At 68.0% G+C, this 14,717-nt stretch carries 16 protein-coding genes and 1 tRNA gene; 1 reads left to right on the forward strand and 16 read right to left on the reverse strand.

Features of this window, described 5'->3' with window-relative positions; genetic code table 11:
* Nucleotides 1-4: 4 nt before the first annotated feature.
* The 14 genes from nuoK to tpiA form a co-directional block, all read right to left on the reverse strand.
* Nucleotides 5-310 (reverse strand): NADH-quinone oxidoreductase subunit NuoK, encoded by a 306-nt coding sequence (gene nuoK, locus ACHWVH_RS12305; protein ID WP_017908131.1) that lies wholly within the window; start codon nucleotides 308-310, stop codon nucleotides 5-7.
* Nucleotides 307-954: an NADH-quinone oxidoreductase subunit J gene (locus tag ACHWVH_RS12310; RefSeq protein WP_017908130.1), complete on the reverse strand. Its 648-nt coding sequence runs from the start codon at nucleotides 952-954 to the stop codon at nucleotides 307-309. The genes nuoK and ACHWVH_RS12310 overlap by 4 nt, the downstream gene beginning before the upstream one ends.
* A 9-nt stretch (nucleotides 955-963) precedes the next feature.
* On the reverse strand, nucleotides 964-1,452 hold the full coding sequence (nuoI, locus tag ACHWVH_RS12315; protein ID WP_012915532.1) for an NADH-quinone oxidoreductase subunit NuoI: 489 nt from the start codon (nucleotides 1,450-1,452) through the stop codon (nucleotides 964-966).
* 3 nt (nucleotides 1,453-1,455) lie between these two features.
* Nucleotides 1,456-2,547, reverse strand: coding sequence for an NADH-quinone oxidoreductase subunit NuoH (gene nuoH / locus ACHWVH_RS12320; protein WP_017908129.1), 1,092 nt, complete (start codon nucleotides 2,545-2,547; stop codon nucleotides 1,456-1,458).
* Nucleotides 2,544-4,793: an NADH-quinone oxidoreductase subunit NuoG gene (gene nuoG, locus ACHWVH_RS12325; RefSeq protein ID WP_267093797.1), complete on the reverse strand. Its 2,250-nt coding sequence runs from the start codon at nucleotides 4,791-4,793 to the stop codon at nucleotides 2,544-2,546. Before nuoG ends, nuoH begins: the two co-directional genes overlap by 4 nt.
* Nucleotides 4,790-6,133: an NADH-quinone oxidoreductase subunit NuoF gene (gene nuoF, locus ACHWVH_RS12330; protein WP_043092569.1), complete on the reverse strand. Its 1,344-nt coding sequence runs from the start codon at nucleotides 6,131-6,133 to the stop codon at nucleotides 4,790-4,792. Before nuoF ends, nuoG begins: the two co-directional genes overlap by 4 nt.
* Before the next feature lie 5 nt (nucleotides 6,134-6,138).
* The gene (nuoE, locus tag ACHWVH_RS12335) at nucleotides 6,139-6,666 is read right to left on the reverse strand and encodes an NADH-quinone oxidoreductase subunit NuoE (protein ID WP_010343009.1); all 528 of its coding nucleotides are present in this window, start codon (nucleotides 6,664-6,666) and stop codon (nucleotides 6,139-6,141) included.
* The gene (locus ACHWVH_RS12340; RefSeq protein ID WP_295926795.1) at nucleotides 6,663-7,970 is read right to left on the reverse strand and encodes an NADH-quinone oxidoreductase subunit D; all 1,308 of its coding nucleotides are present in this window, start codon (nucleotides 7,968-7,970) and stop codon (nucleotides 6,663-6,665) included. Before ACHWVH_RS12340 ends, nuoE begins: the two co-directional genes overlap by 4 nt.
* Nucleotides 7,967-8,716, reverse strand: a complete 750-nt coding sequence (locus tag ACHWVH_RS12345; protein ID WP_026143244.1) for an NADH-quinone oxidoreductase subunit C — start codon at nucleotides 8,714-8,716, stop codon at nucleotides 7,967-7,969. Before ACHWVH_RS12345 ends, ACHWVH_RS12340 begins: the two co-directional genes overlap by 4 nt.
* A gap of 32 nt (nucleotides 8,717-8,748) precedes the next feature.
* The gene (locus ACHWVH_RS12350; RefSeq protein WP_010343006.1) at nucleotides 8,749-9,303 is read right to left on the reverse strand and encodes an NADH-quinone oxidoreductase subunit B family protein; all 555 of its coding nucleotides are present in this window, start codon (nucleotides 9,301-9,303) and stop codon (nucleotides 8,749-8,751) included.
* Entirely contained in the window at nucleotides 9,294-9,650 is a 357-nt protein-coding gene (locus ACHWVH_RS12355) for an NADH-quinone oxidoreductase subunit A (protein WP_010343005.1), read from the reverse strand. The genes ACHWVH_RS12350 and ACHWVH_RS12355 overlap by 10 nt, the downstream gene beginning before the upstream one ends.
* Nucleotides 9,651-9,757: 107 nt before the next feature.
* Nucleotides 9,758-9,842 (reverse strand) — tRNA-Leu (locus ACHWVH_RS12360).
* A 51-nt stretch (nucleotides 9,843-9,893) separates the two neighbouring features.
* Entirely contained in the window at nucleotides 9,894-10,328 is a 435-nt protein-coding gene (gene secG, locus ACHWVH_RS12365) for a preprotein translocase subunit SecG (RefSeq protein ID WP_152245707.1), read from the reverse strand.
* A 62-nt stretch (nucleotides 10,329-10,390) separates the two neighbouring features.
* The gene (gene tpiA / locus ACHWVH_RS12370) at nucleotides 10,391-11,152 is read right to left on the reverse strand and encodes a triose-phosphate isomerase (RefSeq protein ID WP_043092571.1); all 762 of its coding nucleotides are present in this window, start codon (nucleotides 11,150-11,152) and stop codon (nucleotides 10,391-10,393) included.
* Between the two features lie 113 nt (nucleotides 11,153-11,265).
* Between tpiA and ACHWVH_RS12375 the strand changes: the two genes are divergently transcribed.
* The gene (locus tag ACHWVH_RS12375; RefSeq protein ID WP_295926801.1) at nucleotides 11,266-12,066 is read left to right on the forward strand and encodes an SDR family oxidoreductase; all 801 of its coding nucleotides are present in this window, start codon (nucleotides 11,266-11,268) and stop codon (nucleotides 12,064-12,066) included.
* A 129-nt stretch (nucleotides 12,067-12,195) separates the two neighbouring features.
* On the opposite strand, the gene ACHWVH_RS12380 is transcribed toward ACHWVH_RS12375, so the two are convergent.
* Entirely contained in the window at nucleotides 12,196-13,134 is a 939-nt protein-coding gene (locus ACHWVH_RS12380; protein WP_295908753.1) for an isopenicillin N synthase family oxygenase, read from the reverse strand.
* Between the two features lie 117 nt (nucleotides 13,135-13,251).
* Nucleotides 13,252-14,595 carry a phosphoglucosamine mutase gene (glmM, locus tag ACHWVH_RS12385; protein ID WP_017915479.1) on the reverse strand — a complete coding sequence of 448 codons (1,344 nt, stop codon included), beginning with the start codon at nucleotides 14,593-14,595 and terminating at the stop codon, nucleotides 13,252-13,254.
* Nucleotides 14,596-14,717 lie beyond the last annotated feature (122 nt).

Here is a 14,717-nt window from a genome sequence, read left to right on the forward strand (position 1 = left end):
CAGGTCAGCCCTTCAGCGAATCGACTTCGGCCACATTGATCGTGTGGCGGGTACGGAACAGCGTCACCAGGATCGCGAGGCCGATGGCGGCTTCGGCCGCGGCCACGGTCAGGATGAAGAACACGAACAACTGGCCGGCGGCGTCGCCGAGCTCGCGCGAGAAGGCGACGAAGTTGATGTTGACCGACAGCAGCATCAGCTCGATCGACATCAGCAGCACGATGACGTTCTTGCGATTGAGGAAAATGCCGGCCAGGGCGATGCAGAACAGCACCGCGCCGAGCGCCAGCAGATGGCCTAGGGAGATCATGGCTGGCCCTCCTGCGATGCCGGCGGAGTGTGGAGCGTGGGCTTTTCGGCGGCCATCTTGACCATGCGCAGACGGTCGCCGGCCTTGACCCGCGACTGGTCGCCCGGGTTCTGGGTCTTGATGCCGGTGCGCTTGCGCAGGGTCAGCATCACGGCGGCCACGACCGCCACGGTCAGGATGATCGCGGCGAACTCGAACGGCAGCAGGAACTGGGTGAACAGGGTCTTGGCCAGCCAGGTGATGTTGGAGGTGTCGGCGGCCTGCGCCGCGGCGTTGTCGGCCGGGAACGGCGCCGCGCTGCGCGCCTTCACGCCGATCAGGGTGACCATCTGCACCAGCATCGCCACTGCCACCACCAGGCCCACCGGCAGGTAGCGCACCCAGCCTTCGCGCATGCGGGCGGTGTCGATGTCCAGCATCATCACCACGAACAGGAACAGCACCATCACCGCGCCGACGTAGACCAGCACCAGGGTCACGCCGAGGAACTCGGCGCCCACCAGCAGCCACACGCAGGCGATGGAGAAGAACGTCAGGATCAGGCACAGCACTGCGTACACGGGGTTGCGCACGCTGATCACCGCGCCGGCGGCGACCGCGGCGATGGTGGCGAAGATCCAGAAAGCGATATTGACCCAATCCATTTCGGAACCTCAGCGGAAGGGAGCGTCGGCAGCGCGGCGCTCGGCGATCTCGGCCTCGAGCCGGTCTCCGATCGCCAGCAACTGCGGCTTGGTGACGATGTTCTCGCCGCGCTTTTCGAAGTGGTACTCCAGCACCTGGGTCTCCACGATCGAATCCACCGGGCAGCTTTCCTCGCAGAAGCCGCAGTAGATGCACTTGAACAGGTCGATGTCGTAGCGGGTGGTGCGGCGGGTGCCGTCCTCGCGCTTGGTCGAGTCGATGGTGATCGCCAGCGCCGGGCACACCGCCTCGCACAGCTTGCAGGCGATGCAGCGCTCTTCGCCGTTGGGATAGCGGCGCAGCGCGTGCAGACCGCGGAAGCGCGGCGACTGCGGGAACTTCTCCATCGGGTACAGCACGGTGTACTTGGGACGGAACGTGTACTTCAAGGTCAGCCACAGGCCGCCGAGCAGCTCGAGCAGCAGCAGGCTCTTGAAGTAATGGGTGATTTTATTCATCGCTTACACGCCCTTCTGGATCACGCCGTAGAACACCATCAATGCCGTCACCGCGATCCACACGATCGTCAGCGGGATGAACACCTTCCAGCCCAGGCGCATGATCTGGTCGTAGCGGTAGCGCGGGAAGCTGGCGCGGAACCAGATGTACGCGCTGGCGAAGAACAGCACCTTCATCAGCAGCCACGGCCAGCCGCCGGTCCAGATCCAGTTGACCCACGGCGAGATGTCCGCGGTGACCCAGCCCTGGATCGGGCTCAGCCAGCCGCCCAGGAAGAAGATCGAGACCAGGAAGCTGACCAGGATCATGTTGGCGTATTCGGCCAGGAAGAACAGCGCGAACGCACCGCCCGAATACTCGACCATGTGGCCGGCGACGATTTCCGACTCGCCTTCGACCACGTCGAACGGCGCGCGGTTGGTCTCGGCCACGCCGGACACCCAGTACACGATGAACAGCGGGAACAGCGGGATCAGGAACCAGTCGAAGAACCCGGAGCTGCCGGCCTGCGCCTGCACGATCGTGCTCAGGTTCAGGCTGCCGGCCGCGATCATCACGCCGACCAGGGCGAAGCCCATCGCGATCTCGTAGCTGACCACCTGCGCCGCCGAGCGCATCGCCCCCAGGAAGGCGTACTTGGAGTTGGACGCCCAGCCGGCCAGGATGATGCCGTACACGCCCAGCGAGGTCATCGCCAGCAGGTACAGCAGGCCGGCGTTGGCGTTGGACAGCACCAGCTTGGCGTCGAACGGCACCACCGCCCAGGCGGCGAAGGCCGGCGCCAGGGTGATCAGCGGCGCGATCACGAACATCGCCTTGTGCGAGCTGCTGGGCTGGATGATTTCCTTGAACAGCAGTTTGAAGACGTCGGCGAAGGCCTGGAAGATGCCCATGCCCACGTACATCGGCCCGTGGCGCACGTGCATCCAGCCGATCAGCTTGCGCTCCCAGACCACGTAGAACGCCACCGCGATGATCACCGGCATGGCGATCAGCAGGATCTTCAGCACGATCCACAGGACCACGCCGAGGGCGCCCAGGCCGAGGAACCACTGGTGCAGCGGATCGACCACGTTCAACAGCATCTCGTTCATGCAGCCACCACCGTCACCCGACCGGCGCCCAGCGGCGCGGTCGCGCCGTGGCCCGTTTCGATCCAGGCCGCGCCCGGCGCGACCCGCTTGTCCGTCGCCAGCGGCAACGTGGCGCTACCCGCCGCGGTACCGACCTTGACCATCTGCCCGTCGCTCAGGCCCAGGCGCGCCGCCTCGTCCGGATGCAATGCAATGCCCGGCGCGCGGTTCAGCGGATGCTGCTGCAGCGCCTGCGCGCGGCGCACCACCGCATCGGTGCGGTAGATCGCCGGACTGGCGGCCAGTTCCAGGCCCTCGTCCTGGCGTGCCGGCTGCGCCGAGCTCGCCGCGGCGACCTCGCGCGGCTGCAGGCCGTCGCGCAGCCCGGCCAGGTCGATGAACTCGAAGCCGGGCAGGCCCAGCTCGCCGCCGAGCGCGCGCAGCACGCGCCAGCCCTCACGGGCCTCGCCCGGCAGCTTGCCGCCGGCGCGGGTGCGCTGGTCGCTGCCGTTGAGGTTGGTCAGCGTCGCCTCGATTTCCGGCAACGCGCCGATCGGCAGGATCACATCGGCCACGTCGCGGGTGGAGGCGCAGGCGAAGTGGCTGAACGCCACCACCTTGGCGCCGGCCAGCGCGCTGCGCGCGGCGGCGGCGTCGGCGAAGTCCAGGCCCGGCTCCAGGCCGTACAGCACGTAGGCGCTGCGCGGCTCGGCCAGCATCGCGGCGACGTTGCGACCGCGCGGCAGCACGCCGTAGCGCGACAGGCCCAGCGCGTTGGCGCCCTGCGGGATGCGGCACAGCGCCGCGCCGGTGGCGGCGGCGAAGTCGCGCGCGGCGGCACGCAGCGCCGCGGCCTGCGGATGGTTCTCGGCCAGCGCGCCGACGATCAGCACCGCACGGCCGGCGCCCTGCACCGCGTCGCGCAGCGCGGCGTCGGCCAGCGCCTCGGCGAACTTCGACGGCGCCACGATCTGGCGGCCGGCCTGGTCGAAGGCCACGTCGAAATCGACCGGGTTGATCGAATACACCTTGGTCTGGCGCTGCATCCGCGCCTTGCGCAGGCGTGCATGCAGCAGCGGCAGTTCATGGCGCAGGTTGCTGCCCAGGATCACCACCACGTCGGCCTGCTCGATCTCCGCCAGCGGCAGCGCGAACGGTTCGGCCAGCGCGGCATCGGAGAAGTCGCGGTTGTACACGCGGTGATCGAGGTTGCCGCTGTCCAGGCCCTCGGCCAGGCGCGCCAGCAGCGCGCCCTCCTCGTTGGAGGTGGACGGATGCGCGAGCACGCCCAGCGCGTCGCCGCGGTTGGCCTTGAGGATCTCGCTCGCGGCGGACAGCCCTTCGGCCCACGACACCTCGCGCCACTGCCCGTCGACCTTGCGCATCGGCCGCAGTGCGCGGTCCTCGGCGTACAGGCCCTGGTGCGAGTAGCGGTCGCGGTCGGACAGCCAGCACTCGTTGACCGCTTCGTTGTCGCGCGGCACGGTGCGCAGCACTTCGCCGCGGCGCACGTGCAGGAACAGGTTGGAGCCCATCGCGTCGTGGTAGCCCAGCGACTCGCGCGCCACCAGTTCCCAGGGCCGCGCGCGGAACTGGAACACCTTATTGGTCAGCGCGCCGACCGGGCACACGTCGACCACGTTGCCGGACAGCTCGGTGGTCAGCGGCTTGCCGTCGTAGGTACCGATCTGCAGGTTCTCGCCGCGGTACATGCCGCCCAGCTCGTAGGTGCCGGCGATGTCCGCGGTGAAGCGCACGCAGCGCGTGCACTGGATGCAGCGGGTCATCTCGGTGGCGACCAGCGGCCCGATGTCCTCGTCCGGCACCACGCGCTTGCGCTCGTTGAAGCGGCTGACCGAGCGGCCATAGCCCAGCGACACGTCCTGCAGCTCGCACTCGCCGCCCTGATCGCAGATCGGGCAGTCCAGCGGATGGTTGATCAGCAGGAATTCCATGACGCTGCGCTGGTACTTCAGCGCCTTGTCGCTGCGGGTCTGCACCTTCATGCCGTCCATGACCGGCGTGGCGCAGGCCGGCGACGGCTTGGGCGACTTCTCGACGTCGACCAGGCACATGCGGCAGTTGGCCGCGATCGGCAGCTTCTCGTGGTAGCAGAAGCGCGGGATCGGAATGCCGGCCTTGTCGGCGGCCTGGATGATCATCGAGCCCTTCGGCACGACCAGCGACTGGCCGTCGATCTCGACGGTCACATGGCCTTCCGGCACGACCGCGGGGGTCGCGCCGGGATTGTTGGGTTGCGCGCTCATGCGGCGGCTGCCTCCACCTTCTTGCCGTCAACCATCGAATGACCGTTGACGATGTAGTACTCGAATTCGTCCCAGAACTGGCGCAGGAAGCCCTGGATCGGCCAGGCCGCCGCTTCGCCGAAGGCGCAGATGGTGTGGCCTTCGATCTGCCCGGCGACGGTGCGCAGCTGGTGCAGGTCTTCCATCGTGGCCTTGCCGGCGACGATGCGCTCCAGCACGCGATGCATCCAGCCGGTACCTTCGCGGCACGGGGTGCACTGGCCGCAGGACTCCTTGTGGAAGAACTGCGAGATGCGGCAGGCGAACTTCACGCAGCACACGCTGTCGTCGAGCACCACGATCGCGCCCGAGCCCAGGCCGGTGCCCAGCGCGCGCAGGGTGTCGTAGTCCATCTGCAGGTCTTTGAGCTGCTCGGCCTTCAGCACCGGCATCGACACGCCGCCCGGGATCGCGCCCTTGAGGGTGCGGCCCGGCTTCAGCCCGCCGGCCATTTCCAGCAGTTCGTCGAAGGTGGTGCCCAGCGGCACTTCGAAGTTGCCGCCCTTCTGCACGCAGCCGGACACCGAGAAGATCTTCGGGCCGCCGTTCTTGGTCTTGCTCAGCCCCAGGAACCACTCCGGGCCGTTGCGGATGATCGCCGGCACCGACGCGTAGGTCTCGGTGTTGTTGATCGTCGACGGCTTGCCGTACAGGCCGAAGTTGGCCGGGAACGGCGGCTTGTAGCGCGGCTGGCCCTTCTTGCCTTCCAGCGACTCCATCAGCGCGGTCTCTTCGCCGCAGATGTAGGCGCCGGCACCGAGGGCGCCGTAGATGTCGATGTCGATGCCGCTGCCGAGGATGTCCTTGCCCAGCCAGCCATTGGCGTAGGCGTCGGCCAGGGCCTGCTCGAAATGCTCGAAGGGCTCGTGGTGGAACTCGCCGCGCAGGTAGTTGTAGCCCACGGTGGAGCCGGTGGCGTAGCAGGCGATGGCCATGCCCTCCACCACCGAATGCGGGTTGTAGCGCAGGATGTCGCGGTCCTTGCAGGTGCCCGGCTCGGACTCGTCCGAGTTGCACAGGATGTACTTCTGCGGCGCGCCCTTGGGCATGAACGACCACTTCAGACCGGTCGGGAAGCCGGCGCCGCCACGGCCGCGCAGGTTCGACTGCTTGACCATCTCGATCACCTGCTCCGGCGGGATCTTCTCTTCGAGGATCTTGCGCAGCGCGGCGTAGCCACCGGTCTTCAGGTAGCTCTCGTAGGACCACGGGGTGTCGTAGTGCAGCGTGGTGTACACCACCTGGTGCGGCTGCGGCGCGGGGCCGACCGGACCGGTGGGGGCGTGGGGATGCTGTGCCATTGCCGTTACTCCAACCCGTCCAGCAATTCGTCGACCTTGTCCTTGGTCAGATGCTCATGGTAGTGGCCGTTGATGACCATCATCGGCGCGCCGGCGCAACCGGCCAGGCACTCTTCCTCGCGCTTGAGGTAGACGCGGCCGTCGGCGGTGGACTGGCCCAGCTTGCAGCCGAGCTTCTTCTCGGCGTGAGCGACCAGGTCCTCGGCGCCGTTGAGCCAGCAGCTGATGTTGGTGCAGAACGCGACGTTGTTGCGGCCGACCTTCTCGGTCTCGAACATCGAGTAGAAGCTGGCGACCTCGTAGGCCCACACCGGCGGCAGTTCCAGATACTTGGCCACGCCGGCGATCAGTTCGTCGGTCAGCCAGCCCTGGTTCTGCTCCTGCGCCGCGTGCAGGCCCTGCAGCACCGCCGAACGCTTGCGGTCCGGCGGGAACTTGCTCAGCCAGTGATCGATGTGCGCGCGCGTCTTGTCGCTCAGCACCACCATCGGATCGACGTCGCGCGCCGCTTCGAAATTACCTGTCGCCTTCATCGGTCGACCTCACCAAACACCAGATCATAGGTACCAATCATCGCCACCACGTCGGCCAGCATGTGGCCGCGCACGATCGCGTCCATCGACGACAGATGGGCGAAGCCCGGCGCACGCAGGTGCACGCGGAACGGCTTGTTGGCGCCGTCGGACATCAGGTAGCAGCCGAACTCGCCCTTCGGCGCCTCGACCGCGCAGTAGGTCTCGCCGGCCGGCACGCAGTAGCCTTCGCTGAACAGCTTGAAGTGGTGGATCAGCGCTTCCATGTCGTCCTTCATCTCGGCGCGCTTGGGCGGCGCCACCTTGAAGTTCTCGACCATGACCGGGCCCGGGTTGGCCTTCAGCCACTGCACGCACTGCTTGATGATGCGGTTGGACTCGCGCATCTCGGCCACGCGGACCAGGTAGCGGTCGTAGCAGTCGCCGTTGGTGCCGAGCGGAATGTCGAAATCGACGCTGTCGTACTTGGCGTACGGCTGCTTCTTGCGCAGGTCCCAGGCGATGCCCGAGCCGCGCAGCATGGCGCCGGTCATGCCCCAGGCATAGGCCTGCTCCGGGGTGACCACGCCGATGCCGACGGTGCGCTGCTTCCAGATGCGGTTGTCGGTGAGCAGGGTCTCGTACTCGTCCACGCGCGCCGGGAAGGTGTTGGTGAACTCCTCCAGGAAGTCCAGCATCGAGCCTTCGCGCGCGGCGTTGAGCCGCTTCAGCGCATTGCCCTTGTGCCAGCGCGATTCCTGGTACTTCGGCATGCGGTCCGGCAGGTCGCGGTAGACGCCGCCCGGGCGGTAGTAGGTCGCGTGCATGCGCGCGCCCGACACCGCCTCGTACACGTCCATCAGCTCTTCGCGCTCGCGGAACGCGTACAGCATCACCGCCATCGCGCCCAGATCCAGGCCGTTGGAACCGACCCACATCAGGTGGTTCAGGATGCGGGTGATCTCGTCGAACATGGTGCGGATGTACTGCGCACGCTTCGGCGCCTCGATGCCCATCAGGGTCTCGATCGCGCGCACGTAGGCGTGCTCGTTGCACATCATCGACACGTAGTCCAGGCGATCCATGTAGCCGATCGACTGGTTGAACGGCTTGGACTCGGCCAGCTTCTCGGTGCCACGGTGCAGCAGGCCGATGTGCGGATCGGCGCGGACCACGGTCTCGCCGTCCATTTCCAGGATCAGGCGCAGCACGCCGTGCGCGGCCGGATGCTGCGGGCCGAAGTTCATCGTGTAGTTGCGGATTTCCTGCTTGGCTTCGGCAGGATTGCTGGCGAACCCGTCGTGCGCCTGGTGGTACTCGCTCACTTGGCGGACTCCTTCTGTGCTTCGCCCGCCGCGGTCTGGTAGCGCGCATCGTCGCGGATCACGCGCGGCACGCCCACGCGCGGCTCCACCGAGGTCACCGGCTCGTAGATCACGCGCTGCTTCTCTTCGTCGTAGCGCACTTCGACGTTGCCGATCAGCGGGAAATCCTTGCGGAACGGATGGCCGACGAAGCCGTAGTCGGTGAGGATGCGGCGCAGGTCCGGGTGCCCGGCGAAGACCACGCCGAACAGGTCGAACGCCTCGCGCTCGAACCAGTTCGCGCCCGGCCAGATGTCGGTGACCGAGGCCACCACCGGCAGGTCTTCGTTCGGCGCGTAGCAACGCACGCGCAGGCGCTGGTTGTGGCGATAGGAGATCAGCTGCGCCAGCACGGCATAGCGCTGCTGCGGGACCGGCAACGGCTGGGCGCCGCCGGCAGCCTCACCGCTGGGGAACTCACCCCAGGCGAAACGGCCCACGGCCTTGCCTTCGACGCCGCGGCTGAAGCCGTGCGAGGACACGTCGGAGGTGTCCCACTCGTCGCTGCCGTAGCCGAGGTAATCGACGCCGCACAGGTCGGACAGCTGTTCGAAACCGAACTCGTCGCGCAGCGCCAGGCAGGTGGCGTGCCAGGCGTCGGCCGGCACTTCCAGGGTGACTTCGCCGCGCGGAAGGGCCACGAAGACCTGGCTGCCGGGAAAACGGGCGCCGAGTCGGTCGCTAAAGGAAGATGCTTGCTCTGCCATGGGGGCTTGGCGTGCTCTCGAGGAAAGAGGAATCAGCGCGCGATGGTCTGGGTTCGCCAGATCTTCTTCTGCAACTGCAGGATGCCGTAGACCAGGGCCTCGGCGGTCGGCGGGCAGCCCGGGACGTAGACGTCCACCGGCACGATGCGGTCGCAGCCGCGCACCACCGAATACGAGTAATGGTAGTAGCCGCCGCCGTTGGCGCAGCTGCCCATCGAGATGACCCACTTCGGGTCCGGCATCTGGTCGTAGACCTTGCGCAGCGCCGGGGCCATCTTGTTGACCAGGGTGCCGGCGACGATCATCACGTCGGACTGGCGCGGCGACGGGCGGAACACCACGCCGTAGCGGTCCAGGTCCAGGCGCGCGGCGCCGGCGTGCATCATCTCGACTGCGCAGCAGGCCAGGCCGAAGGTCATCGGCCACATCGAGCCGGTGCGCGCCCAGTTCAGCAGCGCATCGACGCTGGTGGTGACGTAGCCCTTTTCCAACAGCGGGTTTTCGCCTTCGGGACGCAGGATGTCGTCCACCCGCCCTTCCGGGATCGGGTTGGTCATCAGGCGATCCAGGGTCTGAATCACTCCCATTCCAGCGCTCCCTTCTTCCACACGTAAACAAAACCGAGGAACAGCATGCCGACGAACAGGCCCATGGTGACCAGGGAGCGAGCGCCCAGGTCCATGAACACCTGCGTCCACGGCACGATGAAGATGATTTCCAGATCGAAGACGATGAACTGGATGGCGATCAGGTAGTAGCGCACATCGAACTTCATGCGCGCGTCCTCGAAGGCCTCGAAGCCGCACTCGTACGGCGAGAGCTTCTTCAGGTCGGGACGCCGGGGACCGAGGAACCGTCCCACCAGCATCAGCGCGACGCCGATACCGGTGGCCACGATCAGAAACAGCAGGGTCGGCAAATATTCGGCCAGCACTCGCGATTCTCTCTTGCCTGTGCCCGCGCGCGTGCCGCGCAGGCATGGGATAGACGATTCTCCGGGCGAGGGCGTGATGCCTTCGCACAGAAACCGTAGCCAAACAATGGTGCCCAAGAGGGGACTCGAACCCCTACGACCTAAGTCGCTACCACCTCAAGGTAGTGCGTCTACCAATTCCGCCACCTGGGCTTGCGTAAAACCTGCGCGGCAATCCCGCCGCGCAGCATATTGTAACCGCCTTCAGTCTTTCTGCGACGGGGCAGGCGACTTTTCTTGCGCTTTTTCCGGCGCCTGCTGGGCGGCCGGGGCGGCGGCGGGGGCAGCCGGAGCCGCGGCGGCGGCCGACGGCGCCTGCGGGACCTGCAGTTCGCCGGCCGGCGCAGCCGGCGCCGGGGTGGCCGACTGCGACATCACGCCCAAGTTGGCATCGGCCGGACGCGCGCTGTGGCCGGCGTACCAGGCCATGAACAGGCTGATGGCGAAGAACACCACCGCCAGCCACTTGGTCGACTTGGACAGGAAGTTGGACGCGCCGCGCGATCCGAACACGGTGCCGGACGCGCCGGCGCCGAACCCGGAACCCGCCGCCGCACCGGCGCCGCGTTGCATCAGGATCAGCGCGATCATCGCGATCGCCACCAGCACGTAGACCACATTGAGGATGACCATCAGCATTTCGAAATCCGTCCGGACAGTACGACTTGGGGGACGAACGGCCGCCAGCGGCGGCCGTTCGCTCAACAGGTGGCCGCCGCTCGCACGATGGCCAGGAATTCCGCGGCGACCAGCGAGGCGCCGCCCACCAGCCCGCCATCGACATCCGGCTGCGCGAACAGCTCGGCGGCGTTGTCGGGCTTGACGCTGCCGCCATACAGGATCGGCAACGAATCCGCGATTCTAGCATCGCGCGCCGCCACTTCGCCACGGATGAACGCGTGCACCGCCTGCGCCTGCGCCGGGCTGGCGGTGCGGCCGGTGCCGATCGCCCAGACCGGCTCGTAGGCCACCACCGCGCGGCCGAAGCCCTCGGCGCCGACCAGATCCAGCACCGGCGCCAGCTGCGCGGCGATGACCGCCTCGGTGCGCCCGGCCTCGCGCTGCTCCAGGGTCTCGCCCACGCACAGGATCGGGACCAGCCCGGCGTGCAGGGCGGCGGCGAACTTGCGCGCGACCAGCTCGCTGCTCTCCTGGTGGTACTGGCGCCGCTCCGAATGCCCGACCAGGCCATAGTCGGCGCCCACGTCCACCAGCATCGCCGCCGACACCTCGCCGGTGTAGGCGCCCTTCTCGTTGCTGCTGACGTCCTGCGCGCCGAAGCGCAGCAGCCGGTCCTCGAAATGCTCGATCAGGTCGCCCAGGTACGGCAGCGGCGGCAGGATCACCACCTCCACGCCGTGCTCGGCCTCGTGCAGCCCGGTGACGATCTCCCGTACCAGGTCGGCGGCGAAGTGGCGGGTGCCATGCAATTTCCAGTTTCCGGCTACGATCTTGCGTCGCATCGGCGCATCTCCGGCGAAAAAGTGCCGAGAGGATAGCCGATGCGCCGCCAAGGGCAGGCATCGCCCCTGCCCCGCCCTGCGCCACGCCGCCCGCTCCACGCCCAGAGACCGTCATGACCCAGCTTCCCGGCTACGCCCTGATCACCGGCGCCTCCAGCGGCATCGGCCGCGAGATCGCCCGCGAATACGCCCGCCGCGGCGTGCCGCTGATCCTGACCGCGCGCCGCGAGGCGCAGTTGCAGGTGCTGGCCGCCGAACTGCGGCCGCAGGTGCCGGTGGAGGTACTGGTCGCGGACCTGGCCGATCCGGCGGCGCCAGCCGCGCTGGTGGCCGAGATCGAACGGCGCGGGCTGGCGGTGCGGATCCTGGTCAACAACGCCGGCTACGGCGTGCCCGGCCGCTACATCGCCCAGGACTGGGCGGTGCACGCTGCGTTCCTGCAGGTGATGGTCGGCGCGGTCTGCGAACTGACCTGGCGGCTGCTGCCGGCGCTGCGCGCCAGCGGCCACGGCCGCATCCTCAACGTCGCCTCGTTCGCCGCCCTGGTGCCGGGCGCGGACGGCCATACCCTGTACGCGGCGGCGAAGAGCTTCATGCTGCGCTTCAGCGAATCGCTGGCGCTGGAGAACGCCGACCGCGGCGTCGGCGTCTGCGCGCTATGCCCAGGCTTCACCTGGTCCGAGTTCCACGACGTCACCGGCACCCGCGAACAGATGGACGCCCTGCCGCGCTGGCTCTGGCTGCAGACCGCCGCGGTGGCCCGCGCCGGCATCGACGGCGCCGAACGCGGCAAGGTGCGCGTGGTCCCCGGCGCGGTCTACCGCGCCCTGCTCGGGCTCACGGCGCTGCTGCCCGATGCCCTACTGCTGCGGATGATGGGGCGCGGCTCGCATCGGATCAGGAGTGTGGAATGAGGCTGGGAATGGAGAAACGGGAAAGGGGAATGGGAACAGCCGCGCCTCCAAGCCGACGAAGGCCTGTAGCAACACTGGGCACGGAAACCCGCTTTTACCGATTCCCCACTCCCTATTCCCGATTCCCAGCTACTTCAGCTTGATCTCGCGCAACCTCTCTTCCAGATACCCCTGCGCGGTGATCGGCTCGGGATAGCGGCTGGGGTTGTCGGCGCTGACGCAGGACGGCAGCACGTCGATCACGAAGTCCGGGTTCGGGTGCAGGAAGAACGGTACCGAGTAGCGCGGCTGGCGCGCCTGCTCGCCCGGGGGGTTGACCACGCGGTGGGTGGTCGAGGGGTACACGTGGTTGGTCAGGCGCTGCAGCATGTCGCCGATGTTGACCACGATGGTGTCGGCGTCGGAGGTGAACGGCACCCACTCGCCCTGCTTGGACTTCACTTCCAGGCCGGCGGCGCTGGCGCCGACCAGCAGGGTGATCAGGTTGATGTCCTCGTGGGCGCCGGCGCGCACGTTGGGGATGTCGTCGGCGGTGATCGGCGGGTAGTGGATCGGGCGCAGGATCGAGTTGCCCGAATCGGTCTTGTCGACGAAGTAGTGCTCGGGCAGGCCGATGTGCAGGGCCAGCGCCGACAGCACACGCGCGCCGAGCGCATCCAGCGCCTGGTACAGGCCGTAGCCGTGGGCGCGGAAGCCGGGCACTTCGCTTGGCCACAGGTTCGGCGGCATCACCGCGCGGTACGGGGAGTCGTCGGCGATCTCGCGGCCGATGTGCCAGAACTCCTTCAGGTCGAAATGCTTGGAGTCCTTGGCGGTCTCCACGCCGAAGGCGGTGTAGCCGCGCGCGCCGCCGCTGCCGGGCAGGTGGTAGGTGCGCTTGGTCTCCTCGGGCAGGGCGAAGAACGCCTTGAACACGTCGTAGGCCGCGTCGATCTGCGCCTGGGCGATGCCATGGTTGCGGATGCCGGCGAAGCCCCACTCGCGGTAGGCCGCGCCCAGCTCGGCGACGAAGGCCTCGCGGTCGGTATCGAAACGGGTGATGTCGAGGGTGGGAATGCGCGCAGTCATGGCAGGAACCGTCATCTCGTGAGAGGAAGCAAACGCCGCGCTCAGCGCAGCAGGCGATACAGCAGGTAGAACGTGACCGCCTTGGCGACGATCACGAAGAGGGCAATGGCGATCGACTCACGCCGCGTCACGGACCGCCTCGGCCAGGGCGTCGAGGGTCTGCCGCATCAAGGCGGCATCGTCGGCCTCGACCGTGACCCGCACCACCGGCTCGGTGCCGGAGGCGCGCAGGAAGGCGCGCCCGCGCCCCTGCACCGCCGCCTGCGCCGCGGCCAGCGCGGCCTTCACGGTGTCGGCCTCGAGCGGGCGCACGCCCGGCTGCAGGCGCACGTTGACCGTCTGCTGCGGCACCTTCTGCAGCCCGGCCAAGGCCTGGCGCAGGGTCTGCCGCGAGCGCTTGAGCACTTCCAGCACCTGCAGCGCGCTGACGATGGCATCGCCGGTGGTGGCGCGGTCCAGGCACAGCATGTGCCCGGAGGCCTCGCCGCCGAGCACCCCGCCCTGTTCCACCAGTGCCTGGTGCACGTAGCGGTCGCCGACCTTGGCGCGCAGGAACGGCACCTGCAACGCGGCCAGCGCCCGTTCCAGGCCATAGTTGGTCATCAGCGTGCCGACCACCGGGCCGTGCAGGCGGCCGCTGGCCTGCCAGCCGCAGGCCAGCACGTACAGCAGACCGTCGCCGTCGACCGGGTTGCCCTGGTCGTCGGCCATCAGCACGCGGTCGCCGTCGCCGTCGAAGGCGATGCCCAGGTGCGCGCCATGCTCGCGCACGTTGGCGGCGAGGTTGTCGATGTGCATCGAGCCGACGCCGGCGTTGATGTTGAGCCCGTCCGGCGCGGCGCCGATCGCGATCACCTCCGCGCCCAGTTCGCGGAACAGCAGCGGCGCGATGTGGTAGGTCGCGCCGTGCGCGCAGTCCAGCACCAGTTTCAGCCCGCGCAGGTCGAAGCCGCGCGGCACGCTGGCCTTGCAGAACTCGATGTAGCGGCCGATCGCCTCGCGCGCGCGCATCGCCTTGCCCAGCCGCTCGGACTCGACCGTGGCGAACGGCGCGTCCAGCGCGGCCTCGATCGCCTGCTCGGTGGCGTCGTCGAGCTTCTCGCCGTGGGCGGAGAAGAACTTGATGCCGTTGTCGTAGTGCGGATTGTGCGAGGCGCTGATGACGATGCCGGCGTCGGCACCGAGAGTGCGCGTGAGGAACGCCACCGCCGGAGTCGGCATCGGCCCGAGCAACTGCACGTTGGCGCCTGCCGCGACCAGCCCGGCCTCCAGCGCCGACTCGAACATGTAGCCGGAGATGCGCGTGTCCTTGCCGATCACCACGGTCGGCCGCGCGGTGCCGCCGGCGACCAGCACGCGGCCCAGCGCATTGCCCAGGCGCATCACGAAATCGGCGGAAATCGCCCCCTGCCCGACCCGGCCACGGATGCCGTCGGTGCCGAAGTATTTGCGTTGGCTCATGCGCTGGGGAATCGGGAATGGAGAATCGGGAATCGGGAACAGCCGGAGACGTCCAGGGATCGCGACAAGCACGGGCTTGCCGCGCGATGCGACGCACGCGCGACACCACGATTCCCCATTCC

It is taken from the genome of uncultured Xanthomonas sp. (genome assembly GCF_964278005.1).
Taxonomy (GTDB): domain Bacteria; phylum Pseudomonadota; class Gammaproteobacteria; order Xanthomonadales; family Xanthomonadaceae; genus Xanthomonas_A; species Xanthomonas_A sontii.